This window comes from Bradyrhizobium sp. AZCC 1588 (genome assembly GCF_036924735.1).
In the GTDB taxonomy this organism is placed as follows: domain Bacteria; phylum Pseudomonadota; class Alphaproteobacteria; order Rhizobiales; family Xanthobacteraceae; genus Bradyrhizobium.
Genome location: NZ_JAZHSC010000001.1, coordinates 2,160,374 through 2,178,550 on the forward strand (window position 1 = coordinate 2,160,374; position 18,177 = coordinate 2,178,550).

Below are 18,177 nucleotides of genomic sequence, written 5' to 3' on the forward strand. Positions count from 1 at the left end.
TTCTGAGATGAAGTCTTTCTGAGGGAACATCGTTACCGAGACGTTGCCGTGCGTTTCCGGTTGTGGAAATCTGCCTGAAAAATCAGCAGGCTAGGCAATGTTTGCCTGACAATGATCGGCCGTCCGCGCGGCCGGGTTCCATTATGACAACAGCGGAGACCACGCCGGGTCGGAGGCGAAACCGGGCGTTGGTACGCGCAGTTCGTTGCGACCGGAGATATCGACCGTGTACAGCGACGGCCCGCCGCTGCCGCCGGGATCGCGGAAGAACATGACGACCCGGCCATTCGGCGAAAAGGTCGGACCTTCGTTGTGGAAGCCGGAGGTAAGAATTCGTTCGCCCGAGCCGTCGGTCTTCATGATGCCGATGGCGAATGCGCCGCCTCCCTGCTTGGTGAAGGCGATGTAGTCGCCGCGTGGCGACCACACCGGCGTCGAATAGCTGCCCTCGCCGAACGAAATGCGCTGCGCCCCACCGCCGGTGGCCGGCATCACGTAGATCTGCGGCTTGCCGCCGCGGTCGGATTCGAAACAGATCCGGCTACCGTCGGGCGAATAGGACGGCGAGGTGTCGATCGCCGGCGTGTCGGTCAGACGCGTCGTCGATTTCGAACGCAAATCCATCACGAACAAGTTCGAATTGCCGCCCTGCTGCAGGCTCATGATGATGCGCTGGCCGTCCGGCGAGAACCGCGGCGAGAACGACATGCCGGGGAAATTGCCGACGATCTCGCGTTGCCCGGTCTCGACGTTGAACAGGTAGACGCGCGGATCGCCCTGGCCGAATTCCATGTAGGTGATCTCTTGCGTCGACGGCGAGAAGCGCGGCGTCAGCACCAGGTCGGAGCCCCTGGTCAAATACCTGACATTGGCGCCGTCCTGATCCATCAGCGCCAGCCGCTTGACGCGGCGCTCCTTGGACCCGGTCTCGTCGACGAACACGACGCGGCTGTCGAAATAGCCCTTCTCACCGGTCATGCGTTCGTAGATCTGGTCGGAGATGATGTGCGCGATCCGCCGCCAGTATTCCGGCGAGGTGAAATATTGCTGGCCGGTGAGCTGCTGGTTGGTGTTGATGTCCCAGAGGCGGAATTCCGCTTTCAGGCGGCCGTCGCCCTGCCGCGTCATCCGGCCCGTCACCAGCGCCTGCGCGTTGATCTGCTTCCAGCTCTGGAATTGCGGCGCGACGTCGATATTGCTGACACGCTCGATATGAGCAGCCTGATCGATCGGCGCGAACAGCCCGCTGCGCTTGAGGTTGTTGGTGATGACCTGCGCCACGCCGACGCCGACCTCGGCATCGCCAGGCGTGCCCGCCACGAAATTCGGGATCGCGATCGGCAGCGGAACGAACTCACCTTCGGGAATGGGGATCCGCTTCGGCGCCTGTGCGAAGGCGTTGCGACCGCCAGCGACCGCGCCAAGCGCAGCCATTCCGGTAATGATCTGCCGGCGGTTCAGGCGGAACGGCATTGTTGGCAATCCATCTTTGTCAGTCATCGCTTCGATCTTGCTCATGTGTGATCGCCAACGGGCGAGCGCAATCAGACTTTTTCTTTGAACACCGGCGCGAAGTATTTCCATTCCTCATAGAACGCCGCCGGCAGCTTGTACGGCTGGCATTCGATGATCGCGCGTAACGCGCTCTCTTGATAGACCCGAAGGAACGGCGTCGCCGGAACGCCTTCCGGAATCGGCGCGCCCTCAAGCGTGCCGTCGCGCTTCAGACGGATGGCAAACGCGACTTCAGGCTTCTGCGATTCTATCCCGCCATAGGGCTTCTTCCAGCACCGTTCGACCTGCCGCTGGAACATCGAACCCCAGGTTGCGGAATTATCCGCGGCCGCGCCCTTGGCTGTACCGAGGGCGGCATTGGAATTCAGCGTGTCGCCGGTCGTGGCCTGGCGCGACGGATCTCGCTTGTCGAGCAGGGCGGCGATCTGGTTCTGGTCGAAGTGACGTTCCACGATCCTCTGCTTCTGCGGCTCTGGCGGCTTGGCGGCCTGCACCGGCGGCTTCGGCGGCGGCTTCTTCTCTTCCTTCTTGATGGTGTCGCCGATCTGATCGACCTTAGGCTCGGGCTTTTTCTCGACCTGCTTCGGCTCTTCCTTCGGCTTCTCGACGACCTTCGGCGGATCGGGTTTCTTCTCGACCGGCTTTTCCTCGACCTTCGGCTGCGGAGGCGCCGCGGTCTCGGTCACAACAGGAGCTTTCTCGGTGATCTTGCCGACGGCGTCGTCGACCGGCTTGGCTTCGGCGACTTTCTCGACCAGCGGCTTCGGGTTTTCCTTCTTGCCGGTCTTCATGCCCGCCATCACCTTGGCAAGCTGGTCGGACGAAACGACATCGACCGCCACCGAATCTTCCGGCGGCATTTCGAGGGCCTTGGTCGAGACAGACACCATCGCCCACCCCAGCACGAGAACGTGCAGGGCGACCGACGCAACCAGTGTCTTGTCGACGTCCTTGACCTTCACTTGAGCTTTCCCGCTCCTCCGTCAATCACCGCGCCGCTGCATGGCTCAGGAGCCCTGCTCCGGCACGATGACGATATTCGCCTTGAACCCCGCCGTCCGAATATACCCCAATAATTTCATCATATCCGTGTAACAGACGTCCTTGTCCCCTCGCAGGTATACCACCCTCTCGGCCTCCGACCGGGTCTCCTTGATCGCCGTTATCTTGGGCAGGAGTTCATTGGCCGGAATCAGCGTGTCCCCGAGATAGAGCTCGACGTTCGAATTGCAGGTCCCGCCGGTGCGCTTGACCGACAGCGTCAGCGGTGGCGCGTTGGCTTGCAGTTGCTTGCCGCCGCCGGCGACGGGCAGATCGATATCGATGGTCGAGGTCATCAATGGCGCGGCCACCATAAAGATGATGAGCAGCACCAGCATCACGTCGACCATCGGAGTGACGTTGATCTCCGCCATCACCGCGGCACGACGCCGGCCGCGACGGCCACCGCCGCCGCCTCCGGCCGAACCTGCCATGTTCATCGCCATGATCTTGATCTCACGATGCGCTCGTCATTGGCCGCCCTCACGCCCGCTCGTCGATCTGGCGGGACAGGATGGCTGAAAACTCGTCGGCAAAACCTTCCAGCCGCTGCGCCTGCCGGTTCACCTCGGACGTGAACTTATTGTAGAAAATCGTCGCGGGGATGGCGGCGATAAGACCGATAGCGGTCGCAAACAGCGCCTCCGCGATGCCGGGCGCCACCACCGCGAGCGAGGTGTTTTTCGAGGCCGCGATCGACTGGAAGCTCGACATGATGCCCCAGACGGTTCCGAACAGGCCGACGAACGGTCCGGCCGAGCCGACGGTCGCCAGCACCAGGAGCCGCCGCTCCAGCCGCTCGACCTCGCGGGCGATGGAGACGTTCATCACCTTCTCGATCCGCATCTGCAATCCGGCGAAGGAGCGCGACTGGCTCTCGAACGAGCGTTTCCACTCGCGCATGGCGGCGACGAAGCACGCCGCCATCGATTGCGTCGGTTTCGCCGACAGTGCGCGATAGAGCTCCTCGATCGACTGGCCCGACCAGAACGCCTGTTCGAAGCGGTCCATCGCCCGCTTGGTGCGCGAATAGAGGAAAATCTTGTCGATCGCGATCGCCCAGACCCAGACCGAGCAGGCGAGCAGGCCCATCATGACCGACTTCACGACCCAGTGGGCCTGCCAGAACAGCGCGATCAGCGACACGTCGGCCGAGACGAGCGGCAGAGCTGACGGAGCCACGTCGGCGGGATTCATGAGTAGTATCCTCTCAACGCAAGTGTCCCTAATTCCTCCGGGAGCAAATGGCCGCCGGTTTCACAGCCGCGCGTCGGGCGCGGCGATTTGCGCCAGCGCGAGAGCCTGTTTCCTGTCGCATGGGGGGCCCGCCGAAAGCCGGGCATTGCTTCCCCTGCCAACATGTCAAAACGAGGGCTGCCAGCGCGTCATTCCGTCCCTAACCAGACGCTAAGCTTAGTTAACTTTCGGTTACCAATAGGGAATTCCACTGCCGGAAGTCCAGTGCGGCCGGACGGTTACGGGCCTCTGGGGTCCGGGTTCCATACGCCGACAGGTGGTCCGGGCGGCCGGCCTCGCGCCTCGTGACGCTTGTTGGCCCGGCCTCAGGGCGGCGGGTGGACAATGTGGCGAAAGCCGTTCGCTGTCATTGCGAGCGCAGCGAAGCAATCCATCTTTCCGCGTATGAGGCGCCAATGGATTGCTTCGCTGCGCTCGCAATGACGCGGAGAATGTGACGCTACACTCGACTGTCGTTCCCCGCGAAGGCGGGGGATCCAGTACGCCGCGGCTTCTCGGTTCAATCATTGACGTCTCTGGGATACTGGGTCGCCCCGGTCAAGCCGGGCGATGACAACTGAATATGAGGCGGCGTTCTCGCGACATGCTTTGCCCGAGGTTTGCTGTTCACCTCCCGCCCTCATCGTTCTGAGGGCGCAGGGAAGACCGGGTGCGCGCCGCACCCGCGGTCTCGTGTGCAAAGTGCGCAAAGGAAAACGCACACGAGCATACAGGTACAGCGGGAGCATCCCGGCCTTCCCTGCGCAATGGCCTTACGGCTTACTTCGTGCTCTTCCCGGAGAACGGCTCTTTTGCCTCCGTCGCCGACGGGATGATTCCCGCCGACTTAACGCCAGCACCGCGGCGCCAGAACCACACGACTTCGCCGTACGCTTCAGGCACCCACGTCTGCTGCGCCATCCGCGTCCATCGCATCTCACCGCACGTTCGTGACGATGGCCAACGCCCCTCATCTGCCGCGAGACGGACGGAGTTATGCGGCTGATTTGGGTGAGAACGAAAGCGGAATATTTTTGATTCTTTTTGTTTCTGGGGCTTGACACGATTTCTGAAAATCAGAATTGAAGCAAATCAGTCACTGCGAGATGAATTGTAGCCCGCATGGGCGCAAGCGACATGCGGGAACACACGATCCCGGGGTCGCTTTGCTCGCCCGGGCTACACTTGCCCGACGAGCAAATCAGAACGGTTTTGCCCGGCACAACGAGTGCCCTGCTCGCGCGCTCGCCTTGTCGCTCGTGCAGGCGCGATCTAACATGGTGCCCCGAACATAATAATCTTGCGGACCTGAACCGCATTCGAGGGAGAAGACGATGAAGCCATTCATGATGATGGCCGCGGCGGTTGTTGCCGGCATCGCTGCCAATGCGGCAAATGCCGCGCCGCTGCCCGAGGCAAAGCCGGATGACGTCGGATTTTCGCAGCAGGGACTGGCCCGTCTTGATGATTTCTTTGCCCGCGAGATCGCCGCGAAGCGTGTGCCCGGCGCCGTGGTCGCGATAGCCCGCGACGGAAAGTTCGTGCAGTACAAGGCGTATGGCCAGCTTGATCCGACCAAGGGCACGCCGATGCCGCTGGATGCCGTCTTTGCGCTTGCCTCCATGACCAAGCCGATGGCCGCCGTCGCGGCCCTGACGCTGATGGAACAGGGGCGCCTTCCGCTGCAGGCAAAGCTTGCGGACTACTATCCAGGCTTTGCCGAAATGAAGGTGGGCGTCCCGCAAGCGGACGGTTCGCTGAGGCTCGACGCGCAGGCTTCACCAATCTTCATCCACGATCTTTATCGGCACACATCCGGCCTGATGTATGGAGGACGACCGGACAGCTCAAGCCCGATCGCCCGTCAGTATCCCGATGGCACCGCGCCGGCGATCGAAGGCGATACCCAGGCCTTCATCGATCGCATCACCAAGTTGCCACTAGCGCACCAGCCGGCGACGGTTTTCGAGTATGGCTTCTCGATCGACGTGCTCGGTGCTGTCGTTGAAAAAGTCAGCGAGCAGCGGCTTGGCGACTACCTCACCGGCAATGTGTGGCAGCCGCTCGGCATGAAGGACGCCACGTTCCGCCCCACCGAGGCGCAGCGCGCACGTCTTGCCCGGCCCTTTCCCAATGATCCGCTGACCGGCAAGCCGCAGGCGATCAAGCTGCTCGACACGCCCACCAAGTTCGATTGCGGCGGCGCCTGCGCGTTTGCCACCGTGGGCGACTATGTCCGCTTTGGACAGATGCTGCTCAATGGCGGCGAACTCGACGGCCAGCGCATTCTCGGGCCCAAGACCGTGCATCACATGATCTCCAACCACCTTGGGCCTGACATCAAGAACAACGTCGCCAATGTGGAGCCGCATCGCGGCGGCTTCGGCTTCGGCCTGAGCGTGGCAGTACGCACCAGCGAGGGCTTGTCGTCGGTACCGGGCAATCCCGGTGAGTTCACCTGGAACGGCGCCTACGGCACGCAGTTCTTCTGCGACCCGAAAGAGCGCCTGGTCGTGGTCGTGGGAACGGCGGCGCCCGGCGAACTTCGGAAGTACTATCGCGAGCAGGTGCAGGACATCGTTTACGGCGCCATGGTGCGGTAGTTTGCAGTCCGCGAGTGAATTAGGAGCCCGTGACGCGAGTCCCGTTTCTCATCCGCGTATGAGTAGAGTCTGTTCGTCATCTGAGCCCATGGGGCTCGGTGGAGCAACGGGACGGGGCGTGGAGCGCCCAGTTTGCTCAAGCGCCCCGTCCCGTGGCGTCGTAGGGGCGCTGAGTTTGGCGTAGACGGGGTCACCGTACGATATGTACAAAACTGCACGCTAAGGACGGCGTCCTTCGAAGTAGATTTTGCCCCCACGATGAAAGCCGGCTCCCTCATAGAAGCGTAGGGTGGTCTCCAGATTCGAACCCGTCGCCAATAGGACTTTGTAGCAGTCGGCCTGCCAAGCAACATCGAGCGCATGAGCAAGAACACGTTGGCCGAGCCCCAGCCGACGGTAGTCGGCGTGAGTGACTACATTTTCAATCACCCCATACGATCTACCGCCTCGAGACAGGTTAGGCACGATCGCGAGCGTGCACGAAGATACAAGCAGTTCCGCTGCTTGCGCCACGATCACGGTCATGAAGCTGGATGTAAGCAACGTCGACCAGACGCGCTCAGCAGTAGCTGTCTCCAACTGAGGATCGTGCGGATGAAGGTGTCGGTAAAGGTTCAACACCTCGGGCAGCTCGTGTTCTGCCGCAGAGCGGATAATGGCTTCGGTCATGTACTGATAAGGATCATGGCTTTGCAGGGATACTATCAGAAACCATCAAATTGTTTCCTTCAGACACTGTCCCGGGGTTGCTTCGCTCGCCCGGGCTACGATTGCCACGCGCTCAGACAGAAATCTTCTCCGGACAATTCGCTAGTCGCGCGGGAACGCCGACGGCGGTGCAGCCGGGCGGCACATCGTGCTCGACGACTGCGCCTGCGCCGACCTTGGCGCAATCGCCGACGCTGACATTGCCGAGAATGGTCGATCCGGCGCTGAGCAACACGCCCCTGCCGATCTTTGGCGCGCGGTCCGGCTGCGAATGAATTCGGCCGATGGTGACGTTCTGTAAAATCGTTACCTCGTCGCCGATCATGGCAAAGGCGCCGATGATGATGCCGGTGGCGTGATCGAGAAACACCGACGTGCCGATCGAAGCGGTGGGGTGAATGCTGACCTGAAGCTGATCGGACGACAGGCTTTGCAGCAACAGCGCGAGATCGTTGCGGCCTTCACGCCAGAGCCAGTTGGAGATGCGCCAGACCTGTAGCGCGACGTATCCCTTGAAGTTCAGCAGCGGCGGCAGCAGCGTTGTGGTCGCGGGATCGTGAACGGCGATGCTCTGCAGATCGCGGCTCGCCGCGTCGATCAGATCGGGCGAAGACGCGAAGGCGTCACGGGCAAGCTGCGCAAAGCGCGCGCGATCCGCGTGCGTCTTGCCGAGCCGCGCGCCGATCTGGTGCGCCAGCGCATGAGCGAAGTCGGGATGATCGAGAATGGATGAGGAGAGCGCGGCGCCGAATACCGGGTCGCGCGCTAGGGCGCTTTCAGCTTCGCAGCGGATCGCGTGCCAGAGTTGATCGACAGACAGCATTTCATTCATGACGACCGTCCTGCATTAGCGCGTCCATACAATATAGACCGGCCGCGAAACAGCGCCACCAGACGGTGATGCCTTCATGAACTGACTTTCGCCGATTGCTCCACCTCTCCCGCTTGCGGGGGAGGTCGGATCGCATCGAAGATGCGATCCGGGTGGGGCTCTCTCCATACGGGGGGCGTGACTCGTGGAGACACCGACCGGGAATTTCAGACTTTGCCGGTTGACCGTCAGGCAGCAGCCTTGTTCTTGATTGCACCGACGAGCGCCGTGAGTATGGCCCCGCCAGCACCACCGGCGATCGCGTGTGAGACAATGCCGCCAATGCTCACATCGCCCGACTGGGCTGCGGCCATGATTGATGGCATCAACAATGTTACGATCTGGCCGAGCACCCCGCCTCCGACCAAGCCGGCAACAACGTTACCAATCGTACCGAGATCGAAAGTCGGCGATGACTTGCCCGCACCCACGCCGCCAAGCGCTCCTGCAACGAGGTTAGTCAGAATCTGTTCCATGCTGATCTCCGTATGACTCACGACAAACGGGGTTGATCTCGCGCAGCCTATCACCGCACGCGAAGCCGATCCATGAATAAATCTCAGGTTGAGCAGACAGGACATCTAGACAGGACATCTAGACAGGACATGGCGGGTCGAGCGGCCTGACTCCGGTTCCTTCTAGTGCGGTAGCAGTTTGTCCGCCTCGTCGCTCACGGCACAAAAACAAACCGCCCACCTGCGGGTCGCAGATGGGCGGCTGTATCGCCATCAGGCATCATGGGGGCATCACGCCTGCGGCTGAACTTTTCTTACCGTTGACGATCAGCCCTGCTGCGGCTGGTCGTTCGGCGGGGTCGGGCGCTGCTTGTGTTGCGCCATGAAGGCGTCGAACTCTTCCTTGTCCTTGGCGTGGCGCAGACGCTCGAGGAAATTCTTGAACTCGACCTGCTCTTCCTCAAGCCGGCGCAGGGTTTCCATGCGGTACTCGTCGAAGGCGCGGTTGCCACTGGACGGCGGGCCGAAGCCGAAGCCGCCAAAGCCGCGGCGCTCCATGCGGTCGCGCATCCGGTCCATCTTGTACTGCATCCGCTCCATCTTGTTCTGCCAGCGATCTCCGTGGCTCCAGCAACCCATTTTTCTGCTCCCTAGTGTGAATAAGAGAAGGGCAAGACCGATCGGCCACCAGATGATGAAGCCGAGGATAGTCACCACGATCCAGCCGGGGTGCCAGGGGCTCTCAAGCATATGCGGGCGATAGGTCTGTTCCGTCTGACCGCGCCATCGATTGACATCTGCGGTGTAGGCCATTTCCCTCTCCATGACGGCGATCACGCCGTTGTGAATGTAAATAACATTTACATACCTAAACCATCCCGCGTTTTTGTCAAGCGCGCGGCTGGACGCACCTTCGAAAAATTATTTGGGAGTTCCCCATGGACCGGCTGGCGGCACCGGCGGCGGGCCTGCGGGCTTCTGGTCGGAAGCCCGGCGATCGGTCGGGAAGCCGAGGCCGCGCAGATAGATCAGCACCTGCGCTTCCAGGAGATCTTCCGGCGACATCGGCAGCTTGCGCCGCGCCGCATCGCCGCGCCCGAACAGCGAGGCCACGCCGTGCGCCATTGACCAGATATGCAGCGCCATCATCATCGCCGGCGGCCGCGGCGTTCCAGGCGGCGTCATGGCCGCCAGCCGCTCGGCGGCGGCGCGGATAATGGCGAATGCGCGCTCGCTCGCGGCCATCAATGTCGGGTTGGAATCGACTGGAATGCCGGATTCGAACATCGCCGAATAGAACGCCGGCTCGTTGCGCGCGAAGGCGAGATAGGCCTTGCCGACCCGCTCGAACGCCGTGACGGTGTCGGGGCGGCCGTCGTCCCAGGCCTGCACGAGCATGGCCTCGAACTGCTCGAAGCCACGTTGCGCGATCGAGGACAGCAATTCGTCGCGGTCGCGAAAATGGCGGTAGGGCGCGGCCGGACTGACGCCGGCCATGCGTGCGGCGTCTGCAAAGGTGAAGCCGGCCGGGCCCTTTTGCGAAATCAGGTCGAGCGCCGCCTGCAGCAATGCCTCTTTCAGATTGCCGTGATGGTAGCCACGCTCGCCGCGGCGGTCCTTTTGCCAGCTCATGTTAAAGGCTTTTACATGAGGTGGCCGTAAAGGTCACTTAATTTGAGCGTTCAGGAAGATTAACGGGGGAGGTAGTCCGCTCCCTCGCCCCACTCTTGCGGGTGAAGGACGGGACCGGGAGCGGAAACACTCACCGCGCCTTGTGCGCATTTCCCTTCTGGAGCTCGTCGAAGCCTTTGGCGGCCTGCTGCACTTCCTCCGAGAAATCGCCGATTTCCTGCACCTGGCGGATTTCGATGATCTCGTTTTCGGACGCCGGGCACTTCTTCGCCCACTCGATCGCCTCCTCGCGCGACTTCACGTTGATCATCCAGTAGCCGCCGAGCACTTCCTTGGCCTCCGTGAACGGGCCGTCGGTAACGACGGGCTTGCCGGTGACGAAGGAGACCCGCGCACCCATCGAGGGCGGATGCAACCCGTCGAGCGCGATCAGCACGCCGGCCTCCTTCAGCGCCTCGTTGTACTTCATCATCGCCTTGACCCGTTCAGGATCGAGCTGGACGTCCGGCGGCGCGGTCTCATAGCCCAAGGGGATCATCAGCATCATGAATCGCATGGTCGGGTCCTTCGTTTTCGAGATGGAAATTCAAATCTCACCCCGTCATTCCGGGATGCGCCCCTTGGCGCAGGCCCGGAATCCATACTCCCGATGGTGGTTATGGATTCCGGGCTCGCGCTGCGCGCGCCCCGGAATGACGGGAGAATTATTTCTTCGCAGTCTGCGCCCGCAGCCGCTCTTCCTGCTCGCGAAGTTCGGGCGTGAGGGCTTCGCCGAAATCCTCGGTCGAAAACACCTGGCGGATTTCGACCTCGTCTCCATCAAGGAACGGCGCGCGCTTCATCCAGTCGATCGCTTCATCGAGCGATTTGGCGTTGATCAGCCAGAAGCCGGCGACGAGATCACCCGAGAGCGGGAACGGACCGCGGCTGGCGCTGCCCTGGCCGCCGGAATATTTGATCCGCGCGCCCTTCGACGTCGGATGCAGGCCCTCGCCCGCTTCCATCATGCCCGCCTGGACCAACTCCTCGTTGAACTTGCCCATTGCGGTCAGCAGTTCCGTGCTCGGCATTACGCCAGCTTCCGTATCCTTGCTGGCCTTCACAATCACCATGAATCGCATCGTCATTCTCCGTTCTGATCTCCTTGGCCGGCCACTGTCGCGCCGGCCTTCGTGAACAAGACGACCGGGCTTCTACGCCGCCGACATGTCAGTAAAAATTATTTTCGAAGTAATCGTGCGCGCGGCGCAGCAAGCTGCTCAGCTTGATGCGCCGCAGAACCGGGGCCCATCGTGCAAGGAGCACTGGACCCCGGCCCTGCGAAGCAGCACCATAGCGCGTCGAAGACGCGCGTGAACGCGCTTATGGCGCTGCATCGCGTCCGGGGAACGCAAGCCGCTATCCCGGTTGCCTGACGAACTTGCCATCCTGGTAGTTCGCGCCGAAATAGACGTCGATGCGCTTCACCTTGTTGCCATCGAAGACAACGAACTCGGTATTGCGAAAGCTCTTTCCGTCCTTGGCCGTGCAGCGGTAGGTCACAAAGGCCTGATCGCCGTCGACGAGAATCCGCTCCAGCTCGTGCCGTTCGATCCAGTCGCTGGACTGCCAGCAGCGCGCGAAATAGGTCGCTTTATCGATGTTGTCATCGAACGGACTGGTGAAGCGGAAATCCTCGCTGAAGGCATTTTCGACGAATTGACGATCGTTGGACAGATAAGCTGCGAAAATCTTGCGGATCGTCTCCGCCTTGTTTGCTTCGGCCATTCAGCGCTCCTTTAGGGCTCTTTGGGTACCATCTGGAAATACGGTTCGGCTTCCTTCAACACGCGCGCGACGGAGGGACGCGCCTTGAGCCGCTCGAGATAGGCGCTGAGGTTTTTCTGCGCTTCGCCGAACGGCACCGCCATGTTGCCGTAGAACAATGACGGCACTGCCGCGCAATCGGCGAGGCTGAAATCCTCGCCCATCGCCCAGCCGCCGTTTTCCATCTGCTGCTCGATCATGGCGTAGGACGTGCGCAACTGCGCCCGCGCCTCCTCGACGCCGTACGGGTCCCGCTTGCCCTCGGGCCGCAGCCGGTCCGTCACGATCTTCTGCATCGGCAGATGCACATAGAGATCGTAGAAGCGGTCGTGCAGCCGCGTCTGCAAGGCGCGGACGGGATCCTCGGGAATAAGCCGGACGCGGCCGCGATAGTATGAATCGAGATATTCGACGATGATGCTGGATTCCGGCACGGTCTGATCCCGCGCATCGTCGCGCAGCACCGGAAACTTGCCGATCCCCCACAGTTTCAGCAGCGCGGCGCGCTCGGCCGGATTGCCGAGATCGACGAGATTCGGCCGGAACGGAATGTCGTTCTCGTAGAGCGCGATCAGCGCCTTCCAGCAGAACGAGGCCAGCGGGTGGAAGTGCAGCGTCAGCGACATGGAGACTCCGGTTTGCCGTTTGCAAGACGATCTGGGTCTGGTGATGCCGACATTTATGACGCCGGCACGTAGCGCAGGATCACGATGCCGGTCGACAACGGCCGGCTGTCGAGCAGCTTCAGCTTGCGCTTTTCACCCGGCTTGAACAGCGGCGTTCCGCCGCCGAGGATGACGGGGCTTACCGCAATACGGAACTCGTCGATCAGCCCGTGCGGGATCAGGCTGCCGGCGAGATCGGCGCTGCCGAACAGAAAAATGTCCTTGGCACTGTCGCGCTTCAGCCGGGCGACGGTCTCCGGCACATCGGCGCTGAACACCTGCGTGTTGTTCCAATCGGACTTCTTCACCGTGCGCGAGAAGACGTATTTCGGCGCGGCATTCATGAGGTCGGCGACCTCGCCGGTCGCACTCGGCCAGTGGCTCGCCATCAGTTCGTAGGTCACTCGCCCGAACAGCAATCCACCGGCGGCTTTCATCTGCTCGATCGACAATTGCGCCAGCTCCTCACCCCAAACGTCGGAATGCCAGGAGATGTCACGGTTGGGGCCTGCAACGAAGCCATCCAGCGTCATAAGGTTCCACATGATCAACTTTGCCATTGCGATCTCTCCCTAAACTGATTGCTAATTGCAACTGGTTGCAGAATGACCCAACTGGTGCGATATTGCAAGCAGTTTTTTTTCGAGGCGCCTTGGTGCCCATTTTTGGAGACGACCATGACCGATGCCCAGCGCTCCGGCTGTCCGATCAATCTTTCGCTGGAAGTGCTCGGCGACAAATGGAGCCTTTTGATCATCCGCGACATGATGTTCGGCAACCGGCGACATTTTCGCGAGCTATTGACCAAATCGGAGGAAGGCATCTCCTCCAACATCCTCGCCGACCGGCTGAAGACCCTGCTCGAGCAGGGCATCATCACCCGCGAGGACGATCCCACGCACAAGCAGAAGGGAATCTACTCGCTGACGGAGCAAGGCATCGAGCTCTTGCCCGTTCTCGCGCAGATGGCGGCCTGGGGTTACAAATATCTACCCGTCACCGAGGAACTCGGCATCCGCGCGCGGCTGCTCAGCGAGGGCGGACCGAAGATGTGGGCCGAATTCATGGACGAGTTGCGCGAGAGCCATCTCGGCGCAAAGCGGCGCAGGCGTAGCGGTCCGTCGGTCGGTGAGCGACTGCAGGCGGCGTATGAAAGCGTCGTGAACGGAAGATAGCCCCCAAGTCCGCGGCTGCATGCTCGTCCGGCGGGCGTCGCGCGCGGGGACATCCTTAAGATCAGCATTACGTCGCGATGCTATCCGTCATCTTACGGAGAATATCGTTAACGCATTCTTTTTTCATTTGATCAAACCTGCCTCGGAAGGGGGCTCGGCGGCATTAACCAGCAGCCTCGTCATTTTCACCCATGCAATGAGGCCTACGGTGTTTCAATTTCTCACGAGCTCCTCGACAGACAAAGCGCTTGCCGACGCTCTCGGCCGCTCGCAGGCGGTCATCGAGTTTGGCATGGACGGCACGATTCTCACCGCCAACAACAATTTCCTCAAAGCCCTCGGCTACTCGCTCGGCGAAATCAAGGGCAAGCATCACAGCATGTTCGTCGATCCGTCGCAGCGCGACAGCCAAGCGTATCGCGACTTCTGGACGGCGCTCAAGCGCGGCGAATACCAGGCCGCCGAATACAGGCGGATCGGCAAGGGCGGCAAGGAAGTCTGGATCCAGGCGACCTACAACCCCGTGCTCGACGGCAGCGGTAAACCTTGCAAGATCGTGAAATTCGCGACCGACATCACCGCCCGCAAGATCAAGAACATGGAGGATGCCAGCCAGATCGCCGCGATCAACCGTACGCAGGCGGTCATTGCGTTCGAGATGGACGGCACCGTTGTCACCGCCAATGACAACTTCCTGAAAGCGATGGGCTACACGCTTGCCGAAATCCAGGGCAAGCATCACAGCATGTTCGTCGGTCCGTCGGAGCGCGACAGCGCCGCCTACCGGCAGTTCTGGGCAAGCCTCAACCGCGGCGAAAGCCAACAGGCCGAGTACAAGCGGATCGGCAAGGGCGGGAAGGAAGTCTGGATTCTCGCCTCCTACAACCCTGTGCTCGACGAGAAGGGTAAGCCGTTCCGGGTGGTGAAATTCGCCACCGATATCACCAGCCAGAAACTTTCGACCGCCGATCTCGCCGGCCAGATTGCCGCCATCGGCAAGTCGCAGGCCGTGATCGAGTTCAAGATGGACGGCACCATCATCGGCGCCAACCAGAACTTCCTCAAGACGGTCGGTTACGCGCTGGACGAGATCCGCGGCCGGCATCACAGCATGTTCGTCGAACAGACGGAGCGCGACAGCGCAGCCTATCGTGAATTCTGGGCGGCGCTCAACCGCGGGGAATATCAGGCGGCCGAATACAAGCGGATCGGCAAGGGGGCTAAGGAAATCTGGATCCAAGCGTCCTACAATCCGATCCTCGACCTCAACGGCAAGCCGTTCAAGGTGGTCAAATACGCCACCGACACCACCGCGCAGGTGCTGGTCCGCATGGGCAACGAGCGCGTGCGCGGCATGATGGAATCGGTGGCGGCAGGCGCCGAGGAGCTGAACGCCTCGGTCCGCGAAATCTCCGAAGCCATGACCAAGTCGCGCGAGACGGCGGCGACCGCGGTCGGGCGGGTCGAGGCGGCCGACGCGCAGGCGCAGCGGCTGAACGAAGCGGCGCAGGCGATGAGCGGCATCGTGGAGCTGATCGGCAACATCACCGGCCAGATCAACCTCTTGGCGCTCAATGCGACGATCGAATCGGCGCGCGCCGGCGAGGCCGGACGCGGCTTTGCCGTGGTGGCTTCCGAGGTCAAGAACCTCGCCACCCAGGCCAAGCAGGCGACCGACAAGATCGGCCAGGAGATCAGCAATCTCAACGGCATCTCCGGCGACGTCGTCGGCGCGCTTGACAGCATCAAGAGTGCGATCCAGGGCGTCAGCGAATATGTCACCGCCACCGCGGCCGCAGTCGAGGAGCAGAGCACGGTGACCGGCGAGATGTCGGCCAACATGCAGCGCGCCGCCGCGGAAGCGAAGGCGATCGCGCAGCGCGCGGGCGGTTAGATACCATCATCGAACGCATCAGGTACGGGACAGCCGCCCGTACCGGATTTGCTATGCCGCGGCTCGGCCGGGCAGCGCTGAAGTCTGCATCACTGTCGCCGGGACATGCGACGGGGCGTGGGTTATAGGAGCGGGAAATCTTCTCTCTCGCAAACGGACCCGCCCATGCCCCCCTCCCCGCCAAAAGTTGCTCTCGTCACCGGCGCCGCGCGCGGCATCGGGCTTGCGACGGCGAAACGCTTTCTCGCCGAGGGCTGGCAGGTGGCGCTGCTCGACATCGAAGGCGAATTGCTGCGCGGCGCGGTCGCCGGCCTCGCCGACCCCGACAATACGCTGGCGCTGCATTGCGACGTCTCCGACGGCAAGGCGGTGGCGAACGCCGTGGCGACGGTGAGCGAACGCTTCGGCCGGCTCGACGCGCTGGTCAACAATGCCGGGATCGCGGTGTTCGCGCCGCTGCTCGACACCTCGGATGATGACTGGAACCGCATCCTGCAGGTCAACCTCACCGGCCCTTTCCTGTGCACCAAGGCGGCGGCGTTCTTGATGCGGGAACATGGCGGCGGCGCGATTGTCAACGTCACGTCGATCTCGGCGGTACGCGCCTCCACGCTGCGTTCGGCCTACGGCACCAGCAAGGCGGGGCTCGCGCATCTGACCAAACAGCTCGCGGTCGAATTGGCCTCGCTCGGCATTCGCGTCAACGCCGTGGCGCCCGGCCCGGTCGAGACCGCGATGGCAAAACAGGTCCACACGCCGGAAATCCGCGCCGACTATCACGACGCCATTCCGCTCAACCGCTATGGCCTCGAAGAGGAACTGGCGGAAGCGATCTTCTTCCTGTGCAGCGACCGCGCAAGCTACATCACCGGGCAGGTCCTCGCCGTCGATGGCGGCTTCGATGCCGCCGGCATTGGCCTGCCGACGCTGCGCGGCCAACGGCGGAACGGGTAGTTCCTCAGTGGCTGTGTTGGAGTGCGGATCAGAGCCCAGTAACAATGGACTTGGCTGGTGGCTTCTCGTTGCTGGATCGTGGAGGGAGGTTACTCTTCAGCGCGCCGCGGTGCAGCAACACGGTCTGTTCCGGTGGAGCATCCGCTCGCATACTCGGCGTTCCCAGGGCGAACGCGGTCACGAGCAGCAAAATGCCCGCGCAGATAATGCTAAGGAAAAAATGATCCATGCGGTCCACAACGGCGGGCCGCACTGTTCGTTCCGCTGGGCTGCGCGGCAATTTCGATAGAGCAGCGCTGCGCTTCTCGGCGACCGTAAGCTGGTAGAGGTGAAGGGCCCGGTTCCGCGTGCGCTCGTGAAGCTACGGTGGACACCGTGGCCTTGCTACCATGGATCCTGCTGGCGCGCGCCGCACTCACCTGCCACGCCGGGATGGGCAACCTTCACCGGGGCCGGCGTCTCTGACGCGGACGCTTGACCAAACCTTGCCACATGTTCGAGCGTAACTGGGCCGGGGGCAGTGCTGACGGAGGAGCTGCACATGGGAATGGCGGTCATCAAGCTCATCGTTGTCGCCGCCGCGCTGTTGGCGGCAATCATGCCGGTGCGGGCCGAGGTTCGCATTCTCGCCAGTCCCGGCGGACAGGTCGGGCCGTTTCTCGAACTGTTCGATCGCGTGCGCGAGACCGGGGAGCGGGTGGTGATCGACGGGCCATGCCTGTCGGCCTGCACGCTGGTGCTGATGACGGTGCCGGCCGAGCGCATCTGCGTGACGCGCCGGGCGGTGCTCGGATTCCACGCCGCGCGCTCGATCGACGGCCGCGGCCGGATCTATGCCGAGCCGGAAGCCTCGCGCGCGGTACAGGCAGCCTATCCCGACCGGGTGCGGGACTGGATCAGCCGGCACGGCGGCCTGACGTCGCGGCTGTTGCTGCTGCGCGGGCGTGACCTGGCCGCGATCTATCCAAGGTGCAGATGATTCTGCAGATTTTGTAGGGTGGGCAAAGGCTCACTTGCGCCGTGCCCACCATCTTCCTTGTGGCGCGAATGGTGGGCACGCTTCCGCCTTCGCTCGTTGAGCTACGGCGGACAAGTCGCTTTGCCCACCCTACGGCGCCAACGAATCTACATATCTTCCTTCGGACAGTTCACCATCCAGGGAATGCCGAACCTGTCGACGCACATGCCGAAACCGTTGGAGAAGAAGGTCTTGCCGAACGGCATCCTGACCGTGCCGCCCTCGGCGAGCGCATTGAAGCGGCGCTCGGCGTCGGCGGGATCTTCGACCGCCAGCGCAACCGACATGCCCTGGGGCTGATGGTAATCGCCGGGCGTCGCGTCGGAGGCCATGAGCACTTCGCCGTCGATGGTGATGCGGGCATGCATGATCTTGGTTTTCCAGTCCGCTGGCACCGGCATGTCGGCGGGCCCCTCGCCATACGGCATCTTCGCTTCGATCTGGGCGCCCAGCACCTTCTGATAATAGTTCAGCGCTTCCTCGCAATTACCGTTGTAGAACAGATAGGGATTGACCTGCATCGCTGGCTCCTTTGGTTTGTTTTAGTCCGTCACGGCGTTCCCCGGATGCTGCGCAGCACGGAAAGCGCGTTCACGCGCTTCTG

The 18,177-nt window shown here is 62.2% G+C and carries 20 protein-coding genes; 5 read left to right on the top strand and 15 right to left on the bottom strand.

Annotated elements, in window-relative coordinates; all coding sequences use genetic code 11:
* Positions 1–141 precede the first annotated feature (141 nt).
* The 4 genes from tolB to tolQ all read right to left on the bottom strand — a co-directional run bounded on the left by tolB (position 142) and on the right by tolQ (position 3,753).
* Positions 142–1,473, bottom strand: coding sequence for a Tol-Pal system beta propeller repeat protein TolB (tolB, locus tag V1277_RS10090; protein WP_334420329.1), 1,332 nt, complete (start codon positions 1,471–1,473; stop codon positions 142–144).
* A gap of 71 nt (positions 1,474–1,544) precedes the next feature.
* Positions 1,545–2,477 (bottom strand): protein TolA, encoded by a 933-nt coding sequence (locus V1277_RS10095; RefSeq protein WP_442894465.1) that lies wholly within the window; start codon positions 2,475–2,477, stop codon positions 1,545–1,547.
* Positions 2,478–2,522: 45 nt separating this feature from the next.
* A complete protein-coding gene (locus tag V1277_RS10100) occupies positions 2,523–3,002 on the bottom strand; it encodes a biopolymer transporter ExbD (RefSeq protein ID WP_334416038.1) in 480 nt (159 codons plus the stop codon).
* 37 nt (positions 3,003–3,039) lie between these two features.
* Positions 3,040–3,753, bottom strand: a complete 714-nt coding sequence (gene tolQ, locus V1277_RS10105; RefSeq protein ID WP_057847291.1) for a protein TolQ — start codon at positions 3,751–3,753, stop codon at positions 3,040–3,042.
* 1,373 nt (positions 3,754–5,126) lie between these two features.
* On the opposite strand from tolQ, the gene V1277_RS10110 reads away from it, so the two are divergent.
* On the top strand, positions 5,127–6,395 hold the full coding sequence (locus tag V1277_RS10110) for a serine hydrolase domain-containing protein (RefSeq protein ID WP_334416039.1): 1,269 nt from the start codon (positions 5,127–5,129) through the stop codon (positions 6,393–6,395).
* Positions 6,396–6,614: 219 nt separating this feature from the next.
* On the opposite strand, the gene V1277_RS10115 is transcribed toward V1277_RS10110, so the two are convergent.
* The 10 genes from V1277_RS10115 to V1277_RS10160 form a co-directional block, all read right to left on the bottom strand.
* Positions 6,615–7,064 (bottom strand): GNAT family N-acetyltransferase, encoded by a 450-nt coding sequence (locus tag V1277_RS10115; protein WP_334416040.1) that lies wholly within the window; start codon positions 7,062–7,064, stop codon positions 6,615–6,617.
* Positions 7,065–7,176: 112 nt separating this feature from the next.
* Entirely contained in the window at positions 7,177–7,935 is a 759-nt protein-coding gene (locus V1277_RS10120; RefSeq protein WP_334416041.1) for a serine O-acetyltransferase, read from the bottom strand.
* A gap of 227 nt (positions 7,936–8,162) precedes the next feature.
* On the bottom strand, positions 8,163–8,450 hold the full coding sequence (locus tag V1277_RS10125) for a hypothetical protein (protein WP_334372807.1): 288 nt from the start codon (positions 8,448–8,450) through the stop codon (positions 8,163–8,165).
* Between the two features lie 306 nt (positions 8,451–8,756).
* Entirely contained in the window at positions 8,757–9,242 is a 486-nt protein-coding gene (locus V1277_RS10130; protein ID WP_334377019.1) for a DUF2852 domain-containing protein, read from the bottom strand.
* Between the two features lie 108 nt (positions 9,243–9,350).
* A complete protein-coding gene (locus V1277_RS10135; RefSeq protein WP_065726781.1) occupies positions 9,351–10,061 on the bottom strand; it encodes a TetR/AcrR family transcriptional regulator in 711 nt (236 codons plus the stop codon).
* 130 nt (positions 10,062–10,191) lie between these two features.
* Entirely contained in the window at positions 10,192–10,617 is a 426-nt protein-coding gene (locus tag V1277_RS10140; RefSeq protein ID WP_334416042.1) for a YciI family protein, read from the bottom strand.
* A 148-nt stretch (positions 10,618–10,765) separates the two neighbouring features.
* The gene (locus V1277_RS10145; RefSeq protein ID WP_334416043.1) at positions 10,766–11,182 is read right to left on the bottom strand and encodes a YciI family protein; all 417 of its coding nucleotides are present in this window, start codon (positions 11,180–11,182) and stop codon (positions 10,766–10,768) included.
* Between the two features lie 277 nt (positions 11,183–11,459).
* Positions 11,460–11,828, bottom strand: a complete 369-nt coding sequence (locus V1277_RS10150; protein WP_334416044.1) for a nuclear transport factor 2 family protein — start codon at positions 11,826–11,828, stop codon at positions 11,460–11,462.
* An 11-nt stretch (positions 11,829–11,839) separates the two neighbouring features.
* The gene (locus V1277_RS10155) at positions 11,840–12,493 is read right to left on the bottom strand and encodes a glutathione S-transferase family protein (protein ID WP_334416045.1); all 654 of its coding nucleotides are present in this window, start codon (positions 12,491–12,493) and stop codon (positions 11,840–11,842) included.
* 53 nt (positions 12,494–12,546) lie between these two features.
* Positions 12,547–13,092 (bottom strand): dihydrofolate reductase family protein, encoded by a 546-nt coding sequence (locus V1277_RS10160; RefSeq protein ID WP_334416046.1) that lies wholly within the window; start codon positions 13,090–13,092, stop codon positions 12,547–12,549.
* 117 nt (positions 13,093–13,209) lie between these two features.
* Between V1277_RS10160 and V1277_RS10165 the strand changes: the two genes are divergently transcribed.
* From V1277_RS10165 to V1277_RS10180, 4 genes are all read left to right on the top strand, one after another.
* Positions 13,210–13,707 carry a winged helix-turn-helix transcriptional regulator gene (locus V1277_RS10165; protein WP_334365087.1) on the top strand — a complete coding sequence of 166 codons (498 nt, stop codon included), beginning with the start codon at positions 13,210–13,212 and terminating at the stop codon, positions 13,705–13,707.
* A gap of 208 nt (positions 13,708–13,915) precedes the next feature.
* The gene (locus tag V1277_RS10170) at positions 13,916–15,601 is read left to right on the top strand and encodes a methyl-accepting chemotaxis protein (protein WP_442894466.1); all 1,686 of its coding nucleotides are present in this window, start codon (positions 13,916–13,918) and stop codon (positions 15,599–15,601) included.
* A 165-nt stretch (positions 15,602–15,766) separates the two neighbouring features.
* A complete protein-coding gene (locus tag V1277_RS10175) occupies positions 15,767–16,555 on the top strand; it encodes an SDR family NAD(P)-dependent oxidoreductase (RefSeq protein ID WP_334416048.1) in 789 nt (262 codons plus the stop codon).
* Between the two features lie 541 nt (positions 16,556–17,096).
* Positions 17,097–17,534: a hypothetical protein gene (locus V1277_RS10180; protein ID WP_442894467.1), complete on the top strand. Its 438-nt coding sequence runs from the start codon at positions 17,097–17,099 to the stop codon at positions 17,532–17,534.
* 146 nt (positions 17,535–17,680) lie between these two features.
* Here the strand turns inward: V1277_RS10180 and V1277_RS10185 are convergent, their stop codons facing one another.
* Positions 17,681–18,094 carry a VOC family protein gene (locus V1277_RS10185; RefSeq protein WP_334416049.1) on the bottom strand — a complete coding sequence of 138 codons (414 nt, stop codon included), beginning with the start codon at positions 18,092–18,094 and terminating at the stop codon, positions 17,681–17,683.
* Positions 18,095–18,177: the final 83 nt, after the last annotated feature.

Bases quoted from the DNA above. Each gene is read 5' to 3' on its own strand.
- V1277_RS10140 (WP_334416042.1), bottom strand. From the start codon at position 10,617: ATGCGATTCATGATGCTGATGATCCCCTTGGGCTATGAGACCGCGCCG.
- V1277_RS10185 (WP_334416049.1), bottom strand. From the start codon at position 18,094: ATGCAGGTCAATCCCTATCTGTTCTACAACGGTAATTGCGAGGAAGCG.
- V1277_RS10125 (WP_334372807.1), bottom strand. From the start codon at position 8,450: ATGGAACAGATTCTGACTAACCTCGTTGCAGGAGCGCTTGGCGGCGTG.
- V1277_RS10145 (WP_334416043.1), bottom strand. From the start codon at position 11,182: ATGCGATTCATGGTGATTGTGAAGGCCAGCAAGGATACGGAAGCTGGC.
- V1277_RS10150 (WP_334416044.1), bottom strand. From the start codon at position 11,828: ATGGCCGAAGCAAACAAGGCGGAGACGATCCGCAAGATTTTCGCAGCT.
- V1277_RS10160 (WP_334416046.1), bottom strand. From the start codon at position 13,092: ATGGCAAAGTTGATCATGTGGAACCTTATGACGCTGGATGGCTTCGTT.
- V1277_RS10130 (WP_334377019.1), bottom strand. From the start codon at position 9,242: ATGGCCTACACCGCAGATGTCAATCGATGGCGCGGTCAGACGGAACAG.
- V1277_RS10180 (WP_442894467.1), top strand. From the start codon at position 17,097: ATGGGAATGGCGGTCATCAAGCTCATCGTTGTCGCCGCCGCGCTGTTG.
- V1277_RS10100 (WP_334416038.1), bottom strand. From the start codon at position 3,002: ATGGCGATGAACATGGCAGGTTCGGCCGGAGGCGGCGGCGGTGGCCGT.
- tolB (WP_334420329.1), bottom strand. From the start codon at position 1,473: ATGCCGTTCCGCCTGAACCGCCGGCAGATCATTACCGGAATGGCTGCG.
- V1277_RS10175 (WP_334416048.1), top strand. From the start codon at position 15,767: ATGCCCCCCTCCCCGCCAAAAGTTGCTCTCGTCACCGGCGCCGCGCGC.
- V1277_RS10115 (WP_334416040.1), bottom strand. From the start codon at position 7,064: ATGACCGAAGCCATTATCCGCTCTGCGGCAGAACACGAGCTGCCCGAG.
- V1277_RS10120 (WP_334416041.1), bottom strand. From the start codon at position 7,935: ATGAATGAAATGCTGTCTGTCGATCAACTCTGGCACGCGATCCGCTGC.
- tolQ (WP_057847291.1), bottom strand. From the start codon at position 3,753: ATGAATCCCGCCGACGTGGCTCCGTCAGCTCTGCCGCTCGTCTCGGCC.
- V1277_RS10135 (WP_065726781.1), bottom strand. From the start codon at position 10,061: ATGAGCTGGCAAAAGGACCGCCGCGGCGAGCGTGGCTACCATCACGGC.
- V1277_RS10155 (WP_334416045.1), bottom strand. From the start codon at position 12,493: ATGTCGCTGACGCTGCACTTCCACCCGCTGGCCTCGTTCTGCTGGAAG.
- V1277_RS10110 (WP_334416039.1), top strand. From the start codon at position 5,127: ATGAAGCCATTCATGATGATGGCCGCGGCGGTTGTTGCCGGCATCGCT.
- V1277_RS10165 (WP_334365087.1), top strand. From the start codon at position 13,210: ATGACCGATGCCCAGCGCTCCGGCTGTCCGATCAATCTTTCGCTGGAA.